Genomic DNA, 17,806 nt, shown 5'->3' with positions numbered 1-17,806 from the left:
CCCGCGGCCCGGGCCAGTTCCCTTAGCAGATCATTCAAATTTCCGTTGAGCACACAAGGGTGCTGACTGCCGCGTGGCGAAGATCGGTAGGGGCGCACCGGGCGTTCGGTCTGCGATCATGACTCGGTCGGGAGCCCAGCCGGTGGCGGTGCCGCCCCGCGCCAGCTGGCGCTCATTGACATCATGTACCGATTGGTACAATATATCGATATAGGTACACAGGAGAGGTCGAATGACTGCGCTTGCCCCGCCCTTCACACTGGAGACGGCGACACAAAAGGTGCGGATGGCCGAGGATGGCTGGAACAGTCGCGACCCCGAGCGGGTGTCGATGGTCTACACGCCCGACAGCCGCTGGCGGAACAGAGCCGAGTTCATCACCGGCCGGGCCGAGATTGTCGCGTTTCTGACCCGCAAGTGGCGCAAGGAGCTCGACTACCGGCTGATCAAGGACATCTGGGCCTTCACCGACAATCGCATCGCCGTGCGATTTGCCTATGAGTGGCACGACGACGGCGGCCACTGGTTCCGCTCCTACGGCAACGAGAATTGGGAATTCGACGCGCAGGGCCTGATGCAGCGCCGCTTCGCCAGCATCAACGATCTGCCGATCAAGGAGACCGAGCGCAAATTCCACTGGCCGCTCGGCCGCCGACCGGATGATCATCCGGGCCTGACCGAATTGGGACTGTAAGCCAGGAGCGTCATGCGCACGCTATATGAGCGGGCCGACGTCATTCCGCTGATCGCCGAGGTGTTCCGTGAGCACGGCTTCGAGGGCACCTCGCTCAGCCGCATCACGGAGACGACCGGACTCGGCAAAGGCAGCCTGTATCACTTCTTTCCCGGCGGGAAGGACGACATGGCGCGGGCGGTGCTCGATCACGTCGACGGCTGGTTCGAGCGCGAGATCTATGCGCCGTTGCGCGACGACGCGCCCGGCCTGGCGATCGCGCGGATGTGGCGAGGCGTCGACGGCTACTTCCGCTCCGGCCGCCGGGTGTGCCTGGTCGGCGCCTTCGCGCTCGACGAGACCCGCGACCGCTTCGCCGCCGTGATCGCCAGCTATTTCACCCGCTGGATCGAGGCGCTGCGCGATGCCCTGGTGAGGGGCGGCTGGCCGGTAGCCCAGGCGGCCGACAGCGCCGAGGAGGTGGTGCTCGGCATCCAGGGCGCGCTGGTGCTGGCGCGCGCGACCAACGACGCCGCGGTGTTCGGCCGCGCGCTGGCGCGGCTTCAGCGACGCCTGCAGCAGCCACCCTCACTCTGACGGAAACTGCCTGCGCAATCGGCAGCGCGCGCTGAAATATCGGCGCGCGGCGTCCGCCAAATCGTGGTTGTCTTGGTCAAAATTCAGGTGGCAGCCACACAGGGAGGTCCGGCATGAATGGGCTCGGCGGTCTCAACAAATCCGAACACGGCGTGGTCATCGGCCTCGTGCAACTCCAATTGCCGGTCGTCGTGACCAAGGAGGATCTCGCGAAGCAGACCGAGAAGATCGTCTGGATGGTCGGCAAGGCCCGGCGCAATCTCGGCACCATGGACCTCGTCGTCTTCCCGGAATATTCGCTGCACGGGCTGTCGATGGACACCAATCCGGAGATCATGTGCCGGCTGGATGGGCCGGAGGTCGCGGCGTTCAAGCAGGCCTGCATCGACAACAAGATCTGGGGTTGCTTCTCCATCATGGAGTACAACCCCGACGGCAATCCCTACAATTCCGGCCTGATCATCGACAGCAATGGCGAGATCAAGCTGTACTATCGCAAGCTTCATCCGTGGATCCCGGTCGAGCCGTGGGAGCCCGGCGATCTCGGCATTCCCGTCATCGAGGGGCCGCGCGGCGCCAAGATCGCGCTGATCATCTGCCATGACGGCATGTTCCCGGAAATGGCGCGGGAATGCGCCTACAAGGGCGCGGAGATCATGATCCGCACGGCGGGCTACACCGCCCCGATCCGCGACAGCTGGCGCTTCACCAACCAGGCGAATGCATTCCAGAATCTCATGGTGACCGCCAACGTCTGTATGTGCGGCTCCGACGGCTCGTTCGATTCGATGGGCGAGGGCATGATCGTCAATTTCGACGGCAGCATTCTCGCGCACGGCACGACCGGCCGGGCCGACGAGATTATCACCGCGGAGGTGCGTCCCGATCTCGTGCGCGAGGCGCGCATCGGCTGGGGCGTCGAGAACAACATCTATCAGCTCTGGCACCGCGGCTATGTCGCGGTGAAGGGCGGCGCGATGGATTGCCCGTACACCTTCATGCACGACATGGTCGCCGGCACCTACCGGCTGCCCTGGGAGGACCAGGTCAAGATCACCGACGGCACCTCCTGCGGCTTCCCCGCGCCGACGCGCGTGTTCGGAAAGATGGCCAAGGCGGCGGAGTGAAGGGACGGCGGGCCCTCCCTGAGCCTGTCGCATGCGGCGATCAGAGGTTTGCGCCCGTCACTCTCCACATCGTCATGACCGGAACAAGCCCGGGCATGACGGAGTAATTCATCGGCAGGATCGTTCGCCGGAACGTCTCCGCCCTCCGTATGCGACGGTCTTTGCACCTGCCCGGAGCCCGACGAAAGCTTGACAGGGCGATCTGCCGCCAATTATTTTATGTTTAAAATAATTTGCGGACGGGTCCTGTCATGAGTGCATCGGCGAAGGTGATTCCCCGCGACTGGCTGGACTGGCCGTTTTTCGAACCGCGGCACCGCGACCTGTGCAAGCGGCTTGATCGTTTCGTCGGCTCGGGCGTGCTCGACGACGTCGATCACGGCGATGTCGACGCGGCGTGTCGCGGACTCGTGCGCGCGCTCGGCGCCGCGGGATTGCTCGACAGCGCTGTCGTGGCGCCGGATGCGGATGCTGGCGCGATCGATTCCCGTGCGATCTGCCTGTCGCGCGAAACGCTGGCTTACGCGGACGGCCTCGCCGATTTCGCCTTCGCCATGCAGGGGCTCGGCTCCGGCGCGATCGCGCTCGGCGGCTCCGAGGAGCTGCGCGCAGGCGTGCTGCCGAAGGTGCGATCGGGCGAATGGCTGGCGGCCTTCGCGCTGTCGGAGAAGGAGGCCGGCTCCGACGTCGCCGCGATGGCCTGCAGCGCCCGGCGCGACGGCGACGACTACGTGCTCGACGGCGAGAAGACCTGGATCTCCAATGGCGGTATCGCCGACGTCTATACGCTGTTCGCCCGCACCGGCGAGGCACCGGGCGCGCGCGGCATCTCCGCCTTCGTCGTGTATCCCGATGATTCCGGCTTCTCGGTCGCCGAGCGCATCGAGGTGATCGCGCCGCATCCGCTGGCGACCTTGCGCCTCGAGAACTGCCGCATTCCGGTGAGCCGGCGGCTCGGCGCGCCCGGTGGCGGCTTCAAGCTCGCCATGCAGACGCTCGACATCTTCCGCGCCTCTGTCGCCGCCGCCGCGCTCGGCTTCGGCCGCCGCGCCCTCGACGAGGCGCAGGCGCATGCGCAGAGCCGCCAAATGTTCGGCGGCGCCTTGGCCGACCTGCAGATGACGCAGGCCGCCTTTGGCGAGATGGCCACCGACACCGACGCCGCGGCGCTCCTGACCTACCGGGCCGCCTGGCGCCGCGACGTCCAGAAGCTGCCGACCACGCGTGAGGCCGCCATGGCCAAGCTCACTGCCACCGAGACCGCGCAACGCGTCATCGACCGTGCGCTGCAGATGTTCGGCGGCCGCGGCGTCCGCAAGGGTGAGATCGTGGAAGGCCTTTACCGCGAGATCCGCGCGCTGCGCATCTACGAGGGCGCGACCGAAGTGCAGAAGCTGATCGTCGCGCGCGAATTCCTGAAGTCGCGTGCCGGCGTGGTACGCGACTGATCATTGCGCCACGCGGCACCCGTCGAGCTTCCGCGGCCGGCGGCATCCCCACCGGCGCGTTCATGCGCAGATCAGTCCAGCGGCGGTTCGCGAGCCGCAGTTTGCGCGCGCTTCTCGGATCAGCGCGCGCCACAGCACCAGCCCCACGGCCGACGCCGGCCGTGATGAACCCGCTCCCGACCAGCATCGCGAAGACGAATAGAAGGTGCTTCGGCGAAGCATCTTTGTTGTTCCCGGTCCATCAGAGACGCCCGACCGCGACGGACTTCGTCTTGTCGCGTTCGGGTGATCAGGTCGCGTGCTGTTGGCGTCGTGAGCTCTCCGATCGGATGGATGTCTGTAAGAAAAAGTGCAGATTTAGGTGATCGCACCCGTCCGGCGGTCGCTTTTCCGCGACCAATGAGGGTCATATCCGACCGTATCGGACGGGAGCCGCAGCGCGCAGCTGGCCGCTCGAGTGAATTGGAATTGGAATTGGAATAATATGCAGGTTGCGGAAAGCTCTGTGATCGCTTGCGTCGGCAACGTCTATCAGGCCGCGTACGATCCGATCCTCTGGCCAGAGGCTGTCGAATCGCTACGGATGTTGTTCGACGGATCGAGGGCCTGCCTGGTGCGCATCGGGCCCGAGCGGCGGCCGGACGATCTGATCGCCCCTAACAACGATCCCGCCTTCCAGGGCCGCTACATTGCCGAGTTCGCCGACGAGCCCAACATCATCGAGCAGGCGGTTGCGAGGGCGGAGGTCGGCTCGGCCTACAGCGATCTGCGCTTCATCGGCAGGGAGACGCTGCGATCGAGCCGCCTGTGGAACGAGTGGATGGCGCCGCAGGACATGTATGGCGGCTTGACCTGCAAGCTCGCCTCGGCCGGTCAATCGACGTGGTTCTTCGACGTGCAGCGTGGCCGCTGCCAAACATCGTTCGATGCGGCTGATCTCGACCTGATGCGAACGCTGGCGCCGCATCTCTCCCGCGCCATCGAGATTTCGCGACAGACGCGAATTGCGCAGCTGGTCTCCACGAGCCTGTCGCATCTGCCGTTCGCCGTGATGGCCGTCGATGCGGGGTTGCGTATTCTGGCCAGCAATGCGGCGGCGGAGCAAATCCTGTCGGATCGTGACAGCGGCCTGTCGCAGCGCCGGGGCGTGCTCGCGACATCGGACGTCCAGAGCACGATCAAGCTGCAGCGGCTCGTCGTCGCATCCTGTGCGGCAGAGTCCGGAAGCCTTCCAGGCCTCGGCGGCGATCTGCTCGTCGTACCGCCGGCGCAGACGAATGATTCTGCAGGACTCGCGATCTCAGTTGGTCCGTCGCTGGGAGCCGGTGTGCCGACCCACGCTCTCGAGCCCTGTGCGGTCGTGATCGCGCGCCGGTTGTCGCAGCAGCTGCCTGCCGGTTTCGACGACGCCATCGCGCAGGTCTTCGAGCTGACGCCGCAGGAGGCGCGCGTTGGCGCGGCGATCGCGGCCGGGCAATCGCTCAAACAGGCTGCCGACCTGATCGGGATTCGGGTGAGCACCGCGCGCACCCATCTCGGGCGGATCTTCAGCAAGACGGGCACCCGCCAGCAGAGCCAGCTCGTCGCCTTGCTGAGAAGCGTGCAAGTCGCGCTGCCTCGCAAATAGGCGACATCGCCGCGTCAGGTCATCAGGCGTCCGCATGCTCTGGCGAGAGCCAGCGCGCCGAGCGCCAGGAGCACCAGGCTGGCGAGCTTGCTGCTCAGGGCGAGCACATTCGAATCGAATCGGTGGCGGACGATCGCGATCGTCGCGCTGAGGAGGGTCCACCAGAGCGCGGAGCCGAGGAACACGCCGGCGGCCAGCAGCAGCCCTGCTGAATGAACCATGAGCGTATGCAGCGCCGCGCAGAACAGAATGATTGTGAGCGGGTTGGTGACGCCAAGCCCGATCGCGCTCGCATAGGCCCTGATCAATTGGACCCGGTCGGCATCGTCACCGGCCGGCAGCGGCGCCGATCGGCGCGTCCGGATCGCGAACCACAACAGGGTGAAACCGGATAGCAGGCCGAGGACGAGCGAATTCGTCTCAGCCCATGGCTGGACGATCGTGCCGATTCCAACGATGGCAAGCACGCTGTAGGTCAGATGAACCGTTGCCGCGCCCAGTCCCGTCGCCAACCCCGCTGCCGCGCCGGAGGTCAACGTGCGCTGGATGCAGAGAATTCCCATCGGTCCGATAGGCGCAGCCACCGTCAGCCCAACGCCGACGCCGGCCATGAGCGTTGCAGCAGATTGAGACAAGAACATTCGCAGAGTTACCCGTTTGTGCCAGCTCGCGCGCTTTCTGCTTAGCGACGCTGACGACTCGCGGCGTCATCCATTTGAGTGAGACGGCGCGCGTCGTGGCGTGGTCTTCCGGCAAGGTAACGGCTCGATCGAGAGGCCGGAGGTGAGGCACACGCGAGGCCGGGTTGATAGAACGATTCTAACCGCGAAAACTGTCCCTGGGCGAATCCTTTGCCGCCGTCGCCATCTCCTCAGCAGTCAGGACGACCCGTCCTGGATCGGCATTGGAGGAATAGCCATGGCATGGCTGCGCAAAAATATCGGAAGATCGCATCAGATAGTTCGGATCGTGCTCGGGCTCGGCACTGCGGTCGTTGCTCTCACGGTCTTGAACGGGCCTGGTGCGTGGCTGTTGGCGGCCGGCGGGCTTGGCTTCGCCGTGACAGGCGCGGTCGGCTATTGTCCGGCGTGTGCCGTCGCCGGGATCGGCACTGGAGGCCGGCCATGAGCGCCATGTCGATCATCGACGAAACATTCGAGGCGGCGCGGCTCGGCGACCGTGACGCTGTCGTGAGGCTGCTCGAGCGGGTGCAGCCGGATATCCGCCGCTATGCCCGCGCCTCGTGCCGGACGTCGGCGGATTCGGAGGATGCGGCCCAGCAGGCGCTATGGCTGCTGTCGCGCCATGTCGGCAGCATCCGCGCCGTCGCCGCGCTGTCCTCCTGGCTGTTTCGTGTGGTCCAACGCGAATGCCTCCGGCTGGCGCGGCGGATCGGGCTCATCAGCGGTTTCGACGAGGCGGAATTCGAGGCGCGGCTCGCTGAACGTCCGGAGGCCGAACTGCGGCTCGATCTCGCCGCTGCCTTCGAGGCGTTGCCGCCGCGCTATCGCGAGGTCGCGCTGATGCGCGATCTCAGGGAGATGACGATCGACGACATCGCCGCCGAACTCGGCCTGACGCGGCAGGCGGTCAAGGCGCGGCTGCATCGCGCCCGCCTGCTGCTGCGCGATTACCTGAAAGGTTGACCCATGTCCGGCTACCAGACCCCCGAAGACATTCAGACGGTGCCGCAACTGGTCGCGCTGGCGCCGACCGAGGCCAAGGCGTTCCTGGCGTTCAACCACGCCTGCGCGCGCGGCGACGGCGTCGTTCCGCCCAAGTATCGCGAGCTGATCTCGCTCGCGGTCGCGCTGACCACGCAGTGCGCCTATTGTCTCGACGTCCACACCGCCGCGGCCGCCAAGGCCGGCGCGACGCGCGAGGAGCTGGCGGAGGTGGCGATGATCGCCGCCGCCGTGCGCGCCGGCGGCACGCTCGCCCATGCGCTGCTGGCGCTGCGGCTGTTCGAGCGGCACGCCACATCCTGCCAAAGCGGCGACAACAAGGAGCCGAGCGCGTGAGGCGAGGCCCTTCAAGAAGTGACGCGCCGCAGCCAGCGAATGCTCAACTCTTGGCGCTGAAGCCTTTCAAGGCATTCCAGGCGGCCTGGTTGGCCTGGTCGAACGCCTTGCGGGAATCGCTCAGGGCGGCGCTGAACACGGACCAGGACTGGCTGCCGGTCTGCTTCAGCGTTTCGAGATGGGCTCCGGCCTGGGCGGCGTCGGATGAGAGCTGCCTGAGAACCGTGTCGAGATCGGCCGTGCCGGCGGCCGTCACCTGCGTGGCCGCCTCGCGAAAGCGGTCCGCGGCCTCGCTCCAGGCCTTCGCCTGCGCGGCGGCGATGTCCTTGAACGTCGCCTGCTGCTGCGCGGCCTGCTTGCCGGCGGTCTCGAAATAGGCCTTCGTCTGGGCTTCGAATCCGGCCCAATGCTGGTCGAGCTCGGCCTTCGCCCCGGCCAGTGCGGCTTCACCGGCGGCCGCCTGGGTCTTGAGCAGCGCTTCGAGATCGTCGCGGCGCTTCGTCAGGTCGGCGAGGATCTCCTGCGTCTTGGCCTTGGAGGCGGCCTCGGCTTCCGCTGCTTTCACGCCAAGCGAGTCCAGCACGGCATCCATCTCGTGCAGGCGTTCCCTGGCCCAGTTCAGGTAGACGCTGATGCTGCTCTGCTCTGACATCGTTGATCTCCTTGATGATCGTGCCGTGAGCTTAGGGAAATGAAACGACATCGTTTTGACTTGCCTCAAGCCTGGCGAGGCCGGGGGGATCACGTTCGCGTGCGCGCCCGCGCGCGACGCTGACGCAGGCGGAGCGCATGGAAATGCGCCTCAGGGGAATGCTAATCAGGGACGAATTGCTTCGCAGCGGAGACACCGCCGACATGACCGGTCACGAGTTTCGCACGCTGGCGCTGTCGTTCGCCGGGACGATAGCGGCGCCCCACTTCGATCGCACCGCGTTCAAGGTCAGGCGCACCTACGCGACATTGGCGGCGGATGAACGATCCGCCAACCTGCTGCTGACGCCGGAAGAGCAGGAGTTCTACAGCGGCCTCAACCCCGCGGGCATCCGCCGCGTCGCCAACAAATGGGGCGATCAGGGCTGGACCACCGTCACGCTCGCGGAGGTCGATGCCGCGCTGATGTGCGACGTGCTCGCCAAGGCGTGGCAGCTCGCAAGCCCGTCGAAGCCGCCGCGTGCGCGTCGAAAATGAGCCGAGTGTGGAGCCGGCTGAGCCGGGCCTCCAATGTGTCACACCCGGCGCCCGACCATCAGCAGGATGCCGCCGATCTGCGGCAGCAGCGCCAGCAGCACCAGGCGGAGCATGATGAAGTCGTCGGCGGACGGCTTCACGGTGCCGCGCGACACCCAGGCGACCAGCTTGATCGCAGCCTCGGTCTGCGGATCGGCGGTCTGGCTCACCGCAGCCATCGCCGCATCCAGCGCCTGCCGCCGCTCCGCCACCGCCGCCTCGCGCTCCCTGCAGAATTTTCCGACGCCGCCCTTGCACTCGCGGTCACGCGCGGTCATCGCATCGGACAGCGCGGTCTGCGCCGCCTGCACGGCGGGCGTGACGCGCGAGGCGCGGGCGAGCGTGACATCGCTGATGTTGGTCGAGGCGAAGCCGATGCCGGCAGTGACCGCGAACACGAAGGTCATCAGCCACACCGTCCAGCCGGTCAGCGCCGAGCCGCGATGCCGCGCCTGCCACAGCCGCGCCGCGCAGGTCGGCATCACCAGCGCGACGAGGTCGGCGGTGACGCCGACGGCGAGGAACATGTAACCAGCGGTGCTGTTCGAGCCGAGCGAATGTGCGAACCAGCCGTTCATCGCCATGCCGACCGCTGCGAGTGCGAGCGCCGCGAGCTGCAGCAGGATCGATGAGGCGGAAATGCGCGGCCGCGTGGATTTCACCTCTGCGGCCGGCGCTGCTGGCGTGGCCGGAGCAGGGAGTTCGATCTCGATCGGGGCGGGCGCCTCGCGCGGCAGCGTCACCGCCGAGCTCGCGGGCGCAGAGATCGCGGCGGCGGCCGCGCTGGCCGCGGCCTCGGTGCGCTGCTGCTCGGCGGCGGCCGCCTTCGCCGGCTCATTCACGAGCTCGAGGAAGTCCGGCATGATCAAGGTTTCGGACGCCAGCATCTCGTCATCGAGCGCGGCCGCCTTGATCCGCTCCGATTTGTCAGCCTTCGGCCGCGACCTTGGCTTGACGACCTTGGGACGCTTCGGGCGCGGCTTGGCTGTCTTCGGCTCTCGCCAGGGAATGATCGACGCAACGACAGACTCATCAGCCATCGGGCTGCTCCAGCGGTTGGCGACGGGCGCGACTCTGCGTTTGCACGCAGCGCTGATCGCGCCGGCATCGGGGTCACTCAAGGATCGGGAGCTGAGCTGCGGCCCGTATCGAAGGCGGGCCTTAGTGTTTTGCGGCCGTGGCTGGCGTCGCGCGAAGAAATCGTTGGCGTCTCACGCGCCCTCGCCGCCGATGATGCGGAGGGCTGCGGTCACAAGCGCCACGTAATGAGGCGGCGCCCGGAAGGTTCTGGTCCGCGCGGGGCCGGGCCGGTCAGCAATTGCCCAACACCCTTGTTCTTAACCAATGGTTAACACGGATTCGCCGGTTTCGAAACCGCGCGGCGCGTGTGGGTGGACGATGCGTAGTGAAGAGTGGTGACTGCGGCTTTGGAGTCACAACTGCCGCGTGAGCAGCAAGCGGCGCGATGAACCGGCGGGCACGTGGTTGTGCGATAGTCGAACGTGCCGGTCTGAGCGCCATCGTGCGCGCCGCGCCTAGCGCGGCACCATCATCGATGCGCCGCTGTTCGGCGACCGGCCCTGCGTGCCGGTGATCAGCAGCAGCACGATATCCGGCACGTCGAAGCTGACGGATATCACGGTCACCAACGTCTCGCTCCTGGTGGCGTCGCGGCGTCGGCCCGCCCGCGCTTCCGCGATCTGCGACAGCCGGCCACCGCCGGCGAGCAGCCAAAGCCGCCCATCGGCAACATGGCGCGTCGGATAGGCTCGGGATGAATCGGCGCAAAGCGCATTGGTTGCAGCGGTCGCGCAGGCGACCAGCAGCGCGAGAGCGATGACGACGATCCGTCCGGCGATAGTGATCGGCATGTCAGACCAATGCCTGTTCAAGCGGAGGCCCGCCTGGATAGGATCGATTTGCGGCCGCGGAACGCCGGCTGACAGCGCCCTGCGGATCGGCCGGTGCCATGCAGGTTCTTATTGCCGCATCGTTTTTCATCCTGCCTCTTCGGTGCTAGCGTCACGTCATGCCATGCCCTTGCGGATCACCGCGTCCCTTCGATCGCTGCTGCGGTCCCTACCTGATTGGCGATGCCTTGCCGCCGACGGCCGAGGCGCTGATGCGGTCGCGCTATACGGCCTATACGCGCGGCGACATCGGCTACATCGCCGCGACGCTCGCCGCCGATCAGCACGGCGCCTTCGACGCCCACGCGGCGAAGGACTGGGCGACACGCGTGACCTGGCTCGGTCTGCGCATCGTGTCGACGACGCGCGGGACGGAGAGCGATGTCGACGGCGTGGTCAGTTTCGTTGCGACCTATCGGGAGGCCGGCAAGACCATCGAGCATCACGAGGTCTCGCAGTTCCGCCGCGCCGACGACGGCGCCTGGCGCTTCGTCGCGGGCGACACGCGCGCGATCGCCACCGAGCCGAAGCGCGCCGCCGGTGCGGCCAAGGTCGGCCGCAACGATCCGTGTCCCTGCGGCAGCGGCAAGAAATACAAATTCTGCTGCGGACGGTGAGCGGATCTACGTACGCATCGTCACGATACTTAGAGGCGGGGAGCGGTGGCCGTGGGTCTGTCAGGGGCTGGTGCGCTGGACGATAGATGGCTCGCGGCCCTTCGAGCCGTGGCGCCTCGAAGCCCGGCGTTCCCTGCGCCTCGCATGTTGAAAGCGCGACCGAATTGCAAGTCGCGGGGCGGTCGGCGCCGCGTGAACGATGGCGGCTGCCTGTTGCGATGGGTTGCACAAGGCTGCTCGCGCCGCGTGCCTGACACGGAGAACGTCTCCGACCCGCCTTGACTCTGCCCCACCCGGCTGGCCTTAGAAGGCGGGTCTCCCAATGAGGATGGTATCAGGTGGCGGAATTGGACGGTCAGGTCCTGCAGGACGCGCATGAGCAGCCGCCGGCTGCGGAAATCGACACGCCGGCGCCGAAGGCTCTGTCGTCGCGCAAGGCCGCGATCCTCGCTCATGCCAACCGCTTTGCCGCCGACCGCGCCGGCTGGCGCGAGAAAGCTGCGTTCTTCCATGGCGAGGACGAGTGCTATCTGCGCTTTCTGATCCCGCCCGGAAGCCGTGTGCTGGAGATCGGCTGCGGGCTTGGCGACACGCTGGCGTCGCTGCAGCCCTCCTACGGTGTCGGCATCGATTTCAGCGAGGCGCAGATCTCGCAGGCGCGGACCCGCCATCCGAACCTCACCTTCGTCACCGGCGATGCCGAGGACCCCGCGACGCTTGCCGCGGTGTCCGGTCCGTTCGACGCGATCCTGGTGCTGGATACGATCGGCTCGCTCGACGACTGCCAGCAGTTCATCGCACAACTGCATCCCTTGTGCACGCGCGAGACGCGGCTCGTGATCGGCTACTTCTCGCACCTCTGGTATCCGCTGCTCAAGGCCGCCGAGGCGATGGGCTGGCGCATGCCGCAACCGGAGCAGAACGTGTTGTCGCCGGCCGACCTGCGCAACCTCGCCGTCCTCGCGGATTTCGATCCCGTGAAGTCCGAGCAGCGCGTGCTGTCGCCGCTGCGGCTCGCCGGCATCGGCCGCTTCGTCAATCGTTTCCTCAGCGTGCTTCCGAGCCTGCGCGCGCTGTCGCTGCGGCACTATCTGGTGGCGCGGTCGATGCGCTGCGTCAGCGATGACGTCCGCTCGGCCACCGTCGTCATCCCCGCCCGCAACGAGCGCGGCAACATCGAGCCGGCAGTGCAGCGCATCGCGGAGTTCTGCAAGGATATCGAGATCATCTTCATCGAGGGCCACAGCAGGGACGGCACCTATGAGGAGATGGAGCGTGTGCGCGCGGCCTATCCGAACCACGACATCAAGCTGATGCGTCAGCCGGGGAAGGGCAAGGCGGATGCGGTGTTCACGGCGTTCGATGCCGCGCGCGGCGACGTGCTGATGATCCTCGATGCGGACCTCACCATGCCGCCGGAGCAGTTGCCAAAATTCTTCGAGGCGCTGCGCTCCGGCAAGGGCGAGTTCATCAACGGCTCGCGTCTGGTCTATCCGATGGACGAGGGCGCGATGCGGTTCCTCAATCTGATCGCCAACAAGACGTTCTCCTATCTGTTCTCGTGGCTGCTCAACCAGCGCTACACGGACACGCTCTGCGGCACCAAGGTCCTGCGCCGCAGCGACTATCTCAGGCTGAAGGCCGGCAAGGCGTATTTCGGCGACTTCGATCCGTTCGGCGATTTCGACCTGATCTTCGGCGCCTCCAAGCTGAACCTGAAAACCATCGACCTGCCGATCCGCTACGCCGCGCGCAGCTACGGCGAAACCCAGATCTCCCGCTTCCGCCACGGCTGGATGCTGCTGAAGATGGTCGTGTTCGCGTTCTTCAAGATCAAGGCGATCTGAGCATGGCGGGCGACGCTGCCGCGATCGTTGCCTCTCACCGCGTGCGGGGAGAGGCCCGATGGCGTCGCAGATGCGATTTGGGTGAGGGGAACGCTCCACACGCTGTGCCCCTGAAGCCTATTCCTTTCCTCGGACGCAGCAGCGCGACCTCGCCGGACGGCACGCGGCTCTGGCGCCTCGCAACACTGTCAGTGAGTGACTCCGTCATGCCCGGGCTTGACCCGGGCATCCACGTCCTTCCCCGGAAGCCGAACGACGTGGATGGCCGGGACGAGCCCGGCCATGACGGCCTCGAGACAGATAAGTGCAATACGTTGGCCTTCTACCCAACGACTGCACAACGAGATCGTTCTGGATCTCGCGAAGATCGCCCCTACAGCGTTTTTGGCCCAGGGGTTTGACGCGCCGTGGTCCGCGTTGACGCGTCAGAACAAGTTGGCTCACCGAGTTTGACCGTGGCGTCGCGCGACCCGCTCGATCGTCTCACTCCGTTCGGCTGGCGCGGCGGCATCCTGGTCGCGCTGCTGCTGATGCTCGTCTCGTTCCTCGCCGCCGGCTATTTCACCGTGTATTGGCGCAACGCCGACATGGACTTCATGGTGATCTACAACGCGCTCGCCATGAACGACGGCGGCGCGCAGGTCTTCTTCGATCACCCTGCCTATCTCACCATTCTCTGCGTCAAGGCCTGGTTTGCGCAACTGCACCGCGCCGGCCTGCTCGACGCCTGGACCCTGTCGGCGATCCCGCAAGGCGCCGACCGCGCTGCGTTCGATGCGGCGATGACGTCGGCCGTGCACGCCGGACGTGTCGCCGCGCTGCTCACGGCGACCCTGATCATCTTGGCCTTTGCTTGGGCGGCCCGCCGCCTCGTCTCCGACTGGCGCATCGCCATGCTCGGCGTCGCCGCCTTCACCTTCTCCGGCGGCGTGCAGATGCATCTGCGGATCCTGCGCAGCGAGATGATCGCGGCCTCGTTCTGCATTCTGGCGCTGATGATCCTGATCGCGGCGGCGCGCCGCGCCAGCCTTGGGCGGCCGCTCATGGTCGCGGTCGCAGCCATGCTCTGCATGCTGGGACTGGAGAACAAGGTGCACGCGATCCTGCTGATCGCCGCGATTCCGGTGCTGGTCGTGCCATTCGGCACCGCGACCAGCGCGAGCGTGGCGTTCTGGCGGACGTCACGGGCCTGGATCGCGGTCCTGTTCGCGGCGGCAGTCGCGTTCATCATACTCATCGCAGCGCGGCCACTGCTCGCGGTCGGGTTCAATCCGGTCAACGCGGCCTCCGCCGGCCTGAAGCCATTGCTGCTCGGCCGGTTCGGCGTCTACCAGTTTGCGCTGCTGGCCGTGATCGCCACGAGCATGATCGTCTTTGCACAGCTGTGGCGGATCAGCGCGGCTGAAACGCTCGCGGCGCTGATCGCCTGGGTTGCCGGCGCGGGCCTCGGCCTGCTCGCGCTCGATCTGAGCTACGACCTCAACGACGTCATCGTCGTGCTCAACCCGCTGGAGAAGATGATCACCTATGTCGATGCGCCCGAGGCCGCTGGCAGTATCAGTGGCGCCATCGGCCTGTTTCTGTCAGGTCTGCTGGGCGTCATCCGGCGCTACACGTTCATGCTGCAGCCGTCGGCACGGCCCACCGTCTTCCTGACGTGGCTGATCATTCCCGGCATCGTCCTCGCATGGCGCCGCGGCGAACGGCAGGTCGCGCTAAAGGCGACATTGCTGATGCTTGCCGCCATCGGCATCGACACGCTTGGCGTCCGCCGCGGCCTCAAGGTGGAGTATTTCGTCTTCACCGACCCGCTGATCATCCTCGCCGGCATGGTCCTGCTGGATCGCCTGATCGATGTGAGCCTGTCGCGCGTCGCCTATCCGATCGGCGCCACCTTGCTGGTGCTGCACGTCGCTATCGGACAGGCCGAGCCGGTCAAGATGGCGTTCAAGCGCAAGGGGCCTGAGGACGTCTGCGAGTGGAACGGCTACTACCTGCCGCGGCTGGCGCTGCCCTGGTGCGCGCCGCCGAACAATGCGCCGAGGACGTGATCGAGCGACAGCTTGCCACCGCCATGCGCGATCAAGGTCAGCGCCATCGCCGCCCAGGTCAGATGGATCGGCCAGCCATCGGGTACGGTGAGCTCGACGATGCAGGTCATGAACAGCAGGCCAAGCGCCGCGAAGCGGGTGCCGAGGCCGAGAATGAGGAGGACAGGGAAGGCGACCTCGCCGCAGCCCGACATGAACGCCATCACCTTCGGCAGCGGGAATGGATACGGCCCGCCCGGCAGATGCAGCATGAATTCGTCGGTGAACAGCGTCACCGCCGTATCGCTCAGCTTGAGGAAGCTCTCCCATTTCAGGATGCCCGAGCGCCAGAACGGCACCGCGAGCGCCACGCGCGTGACGAGCTGGACGAAGGAGAGCGGCGTTGCGGCCCGCAGCAGCCGCACGGCCTTGTCGGCCAGGGCAGGCAGCGACAGCGCCGGGCCAGGAGCCATGGATTGATCGGTGGTCATCATGCGTCCTCGAAACGGATCTCGGTGAAGGCGCCGGCCTCCATCAGGCCGGCGATGTTGGCGGCGAGGTCGAACTCCGGCGCCGCCTCGAACGCGGCCTCGGCGGCGGCGCCGAGCGGCTCGCCGGCGATCAGCTGGCTCGCGAACACGGTGCCGCCCAGCGGCAGCCGGCGCACGGTGACGTCGAGTTCGGGACGCGTGATCAGCGCGTCTTCGGCGATCGATCCATCGATCCGCGGCACCGGCGCATCGCTGCGATTGGCGGAAAAGATCGTCACCGCGGCGAAAGCCGAGCGGATGATCTGGGTGGCGGGATGAGCGGTGAAGCGCAGCTCCGCCAGCTGCTCCGGCGGGACCGCAGCCAGCGCCGCCGGATCGAGTGGGCCTGCGTCGGCGGCATGATAGGCGTCGAGCCAGGCCCGTTCGATCCGCGCGACATCGGCCAGGAAGGGCATCGCCTGGGCGTGCTCATAGGCGGCAATGAAGGCCGGGAAGTCGCGGCCGTAGTTGAGCAGCAGCGGCGATGCCGGCGGGGTTTCGCGGACATGCGCCCGCGCCATCGCGCGAAAGAAATCCGCGCCGGTGATGCGCTGCACCGCCGGATAGATCGCGATTAGCGCCTCGATCAGGCTGACGGTGACGTTGTTGCGATAGACATTGAAGCGCCGTCCCGCGGCCGTGCCTCGCGGCCCCGTCACCGCCGCGGGCATCTCGCGATCGGGATTCAGCAGCGCCGCGGCGAACTGCGTAGCGTAGTCCGAGGCTGGTTCAGGCTGCAGCATGGCGGACCTCCCGCGTGCGATCGCCTGCGTGGCGATCGAGGATCGCCTGCGCCGCCGCGGCTTCCGCCTTCAGCACCGGCCACTCGGGAATGTTGCCGTCCCATTCGACCAGCGTCGGCACTGGACCAAGACCGGCGATCACATCCGAATAGAGCGACCAGACATCGTCTGCGACAGGACCGTCATGGCTGTCGATCAGCAGCGGCTCGCCGTCGTCGTCGGCCTGGACCGCGTGGCCGGCGAGGTGGATTTCACCGACCGCGGCCAGCGGCACATTGGCCAGATAGTGTTGTGGCGAGAAGCCATGATTGACGGCGGAAACGAACACGTTGTTGACGTCGAGCAGCAGCCCGCAGCCGGTGCGGCTGACGATGGCACGGAGGAAATCCGTCTCGCTCATCGTCGACTCCCGGAAGGCGACGTAGGTCGATGGATTCTCCAGCAGGATCGGCCGGCGGATCGCGTTCTGCACCTCGTCGACATGGTCGCACACCCGCTCCAGCGTCGCCGCGGTGTAGGGCAGCGGCAGCAGGTCGTTGAAATAGTTCGTGTCGTGCGTCGACCAGGCCAGATGCTCGGAGACGAGGCTCGGCTCATAGCGCGCAATGAGATTCCGGAAACGCGCGAGATGATCGCGATCGAGCGGTTGCGGGCCGCCGATCGACATGCAGACGCCGTGGATCGACAGCGGGTGATCCCGTCGGATCGCCGCCAGCTGATGATGCGGCGGTCCGCCGGCGCCCATGTAGTTCTCGGCATGTACCTCGAAGAAGCCGCGCTGCGGCGCCTCGCCGAGGATGGCCTGGAGGTGCGACGGCTTGAAGCTGGTGCCGGCAATACCGCCGAGGGGCGGCGGAAAGCGAAGCGGCAGGTCCGGGCACGGAGCAGGGGGAGTCTCGGTGCGCATGCTGCGTCTCCGCTTTCCGCCTGGGGTGATGGAGGTCGATCAGATCGGCTTCAGCGAGCCCTTCTTGCCGCCGGGCACGTCGATGCTGGTGCAGGTGCCGCCGGCGACGAACTTCCAGGCATTGCCCTGGAAATCGACGGTCGAGGTGCCCTGGCAGGTGGTGCCGGGGCCGGCGGCGCAGTCGTTCTGGCCCTTCAGTGAGATGCCGAAGCACTTCTCCTTCTTGGCGGCGACGGCGGCATCGACCTCGGCCTTGGTCAGCGGGCCGGCCACGGCGAGGCTGGCGAGCGCGGTGGTAACGGCGCCGGCCAGCGCCAGCGAGGTGACGGTTTTCTTCGCGGACATGACATTCCCTCTCGGTTTCTGCATCGCTTCGTCGGCGACGCGCATCTCTCCTTCGCCCGCGGATGCGATTCGTTACGGCCCGTGCCGTTTACGACCTCGCGAAGGTATCCGAGTGCTCGGGAGCTGGCTCATTAGGCCGCGGTGGTTCGGCGGATGC

At 66.6% G+C, this 17,806-nt stretch carries 20 protein-coding genes; 12 read left to right on the top strand and 8 right to left on the bottom strand.

The genetic code is table 11. The features are described 5' to 3' along the window. Positions 1 to 232: 232 nt before the first annotated feature. From BRADO_RS33015 to BRADO_RS32995, 5 genes are all read left to right on the top strand, one after another. On the top strand, positions 233 to 694 hold the full coding sequence (locus BRADO_RS33015) for a nuclear transport factor 2 family protein (RefSeq protein ID WP_012030557.1): 462 nt from the start codon (positions 233 to 235) through the stop codon (positions 692 to 694). Positions 695 to 706: 12 nt separating this feature from the next. Further along, positions 707 to 1,270: a TetR/AcrR family transcriptional regulator gene (locus BRADO_RS33010; protein ID WP_012030556.1), complete on the top strand. Its 564-nt coding sequence runs from the start codon at positions 707 to 709 to the stop codon at positions 1,268 to 1,270. A 113-nt stretch (positions 1,271 to 1,383) separates the two neighbouring features. Continuing rightward, positions 1,384 to 2,397: a formamidase gene (locus BRADO_RS33005; protein ID WP_012030555.1), complete on the top strand. Its 1,014-nt coding sequence runs from the start codon at positions 1,384 to 1,386 to the stop codon at positions 2,395 to 2,397. 251 nt (positions 2,398 to 2,648) lie between these two features. After that, positions 2,649 to 3,845 carry an acyl-CoA dehydrogenase family protein gene (locus tag BRADO_RS33000; RefSeq protein WP_012030554.1) on the top strand — a complete coding sequence of 399 codons (1,197 nt, stop codon included), beginning with the start codon at positions 2,649 to 2,651 and terminating at the stop codon, positions 3,843 to 3,845. Between the two features lie 505 nt (positions 3,846 to 4,350). Continuing rightward, positions 4,351 to 5,472 (top strand): helix-turn-helix transcriptional regulator, encoded by a 1,122-nt coding sequence (locus BRADO_RS32995; protein WP_244422941.1) that lies wholly within the window; start codon positions 4,351 to 4,353, stop codon positions 5,470 to 5,472. Between the two features lie 14 nt (positions 5,473 to 5,486). On the opposite strand, the gene BRADO_RS32990 is transcribed toward BRADO_RS32995, so the two are convergent. After that, a complete protein-coding gene (locus BRADO_RS32990; protein WP_041757243.1) occupies positions 5,487 to 6,083 on the bottom strand; it encodes a LysE family translocator in 597 nt (198 codons plus the stop codon). Between the two features lie 307 nt (positions 6,084 to 6,390). On the opposite strand from BRADO_RS32990, the gene BRADO_RS34640 reads away from it, so the two are divergent. Genes BRADO_RS34640 through BRADO_RS32980 form a run of 3 tightly spaced genes read left to right on the top strand, consistent with a single transcriptional unit; the run spans position 6,391 to position 7,493 of the window. After that, the gene (locus BRADO_RS34640) at positions 6,391 to 6,600 is read left to right on the top strand and encodes a DUF2892 domain-containing protein (RefSeq protein WP_083795016.1); all 210 of its coding nucleotides are present in this window, start codon (positions 6,391 to 6,393) and stop codon (positions 6,598 to 6,600) included. Then, entirely contained in the window at positions 6,597 to 7,118 is a 522-nt protein-coding gene (locus BRADO_RS32985; protein WP_012030551.1) for an RNA polymerase sigma factor, read from the top strand. Before BRADO_RS34640 ends, BRADO_RS32985 begins: the two co-directional genes overlap by 4 nt. Before the next feature lie 3 nt (positions 7,119 to 7,121). After that, positions 7,122 to 7,493, top strand: coding sequence for a carboxymuconolactone decarboxylase family protein (locus BRADO_RS32980; RefSeq protein WP_012030550.1), 372 nt, complete (start codon positions 7,122 to 7,124; stop codon positions 7,491 to 7,493). Positions 7,494 to 7,536: 43 nt separating this feature from the next. On the opposite strand, the gene BRADO_RS32975 is transcribed toward BRADO_RS32980, so the two are convergent. Next, on the bottom strand, positions 7,537 to 8,145 hold the full coding sequence (locus tag BRADO_RS32975; RefSeq protein ID WP_012030549.1) for a hypothetical protein: 609 nt from the start codon (positions 8,143 to 8,145) through the stop codon (positions 7,537 to 7,539). Positions 8,146 to 8,348: 203 nt separating this feature from the next. On the opposite strand from BRADO_RS32975, the gene BRADO_RS32970 reads away from it, so the two are divergent. Next, positions 8,349 to 8,681 carry an MmcQ/YjbR family DNA-binding protein gene (locus tag BRADO_RS32970; RefSeq protein WP_012030548.1) on the top strand — a complete coding sequence of 111 codons (333 nt, stop codon included), beginning with the start codon at positions 8,349 to 8,351 and terminating at the stop codon, positions 8,679 to 8,681. 38 nt (positions 8,682 to 8,719) lie between these two features. On the opposite strand, the gene BRADO_RS32965 is transcribed toward BRADO_RS32970, so the two are convergent. Then, positions 8,720 to 9,760, bottom strand: a complete 1,041-nt coding sequence (locus BRADO_RS32965) for a hypothetical protein (protein ID WP_012030547.1) — start codon at positions 9,758 to 9,760, stop codon at positions 8,720 to 8,722. 495 nt (positions 9,761 to 10,255) lie between these two features. Next, positions 10,256 to 10,591, bottom strand: coding sequence for a hypothetical protein (locus BRADO_RS32960; RefSeq protein WP_041757242.1), 336 nt, complete (start codon positions 10,589 to 10,591; stop codon positions 10,256 to 10,258). Between the two features lie 158 nt (positions 10,592 to 10,749). Here BRADO_RS32960 and BRADO_RS32955 point away from each other — a divergent pair, with 158 nt between their 5' ends. The 3 genes from BRADO_RS32955 to BRADO_RS32945 all read left to right on the top strand — a co-directional run bounded on the left by BRADO_RS32955 (position 10,750) and on the right by BRADO_RS32945 (position 15,145). Then, entirely contained in the window at positions 10,750 to 11,247 is a 498-nt protein-coding gene (locus BRADO_RS32955) for a YchJ family protein (RefSeq protein ID WP_012030545.1), read from the top strand. Positions 11,248 to 11,585: 338 nt separating this feature from the next. Then, on the top strand, positions 11,586 to 13,094 hold the full coding sequence (locus BRADO_RS32950) for a bifunctional class I SAM-dependent methyltransferase/glycosyltransferase family 2 protein (protein WP_012030544.1): 1,509 nt from the start codon (positions 11,586 to 11,588) through the stop codon (positions 13,092 to 13,094). 455 nt (positions 13,095 to 13,549) lie between these two features. Continuing rightward, positions 13,550 to 15,145, top strand: coding sequence for a hypothetical protein (locus tag BRADO_RS32945; protein ID WP_173363522.1), 1,596 nt, complete (start codon positions 13,550 to 13,552; stop codon positions 15,143 to 15,145). On the opposite strand, the gene BRADO_RS32940 is transcribed toward BRADO_RS32945, so the two are convergent. The 4 genes from BRADO_RS32940 to BRADO_RS32925 are packed head-to-tail and all read right to left on the bottom strand — an operon-like array spanning position 15,085 to position 17,649. Next, on the bottom strand, positions 15,085 to 15,615 hold the full coding sequence (locus BRADO_RS32940) for a DoxX family protein (protein WP_041757956.1): 531 nt from the start codon (positions 15,613 to 15,615) through the stop codon (positions 15,085 to 15,087). The genes BRADO_RS32945 and BRADO_RS32940 overlap by 61 nt on opposite strands. Next, on the bottom strand, positions 15,615 to 16,397 hold the full coding sequence (locus BRADO_RS32935; protein ID WP_012030541.1) for a DNA-binding domain-containing protein: 783 nt from the start codon (positions 16,395 to 16,397) through the stop codon (positions 15,615 to 15,617). Before BRADO_RS32935 ends, BRADO_RS32940 begins: the two co-directional genes overlap by 1 nt. Further along, the gene (locus tag BRADO_RS32930; protein ID WP_012030540.1) at positions 16,384 to 17,304 is read right to left on the bottom strand and encodes a DUF692 domain-containing protein; all 921 of its coding nucleotides are present in this window, start codon (positions 17,302 to 17,304) and stop codon (positions 16,384 to 16,386) included. Before BRADO_RS32930 ends, BRADO_RS32935 begins: the two co-directional genes overlap by 14 nt. A 39-nt stretch (positions 17,305 to 17,343) precedes the next feature. After that, positions 17,344 to 17,649, bottom strand: coding sequence for a DUF2282 domain-containing protein (locus BRADO_RS32925; protein WP_012030539.1), 306 nt, complete (start codon positions 17,647 to 17,649; stop codon positions 17,344 to 17,346). Positions 17,650 to 17,806 lie beyond the last annotated feature (157 nt).

The organism is Bradyrhizobium sp. ORS 278 (genome assembly GCF_000026145.1).
GTDB lineage: Bacteria > Pseudomonadota > Alphaproteobacteria > Rhizobiales > Xanthobacteraceae > Bradyrhizobium.
Note: the sequence above shows the minus strand (reverse complement) of the source record. Positions and strands in the feature narration are given on the sequence as shown.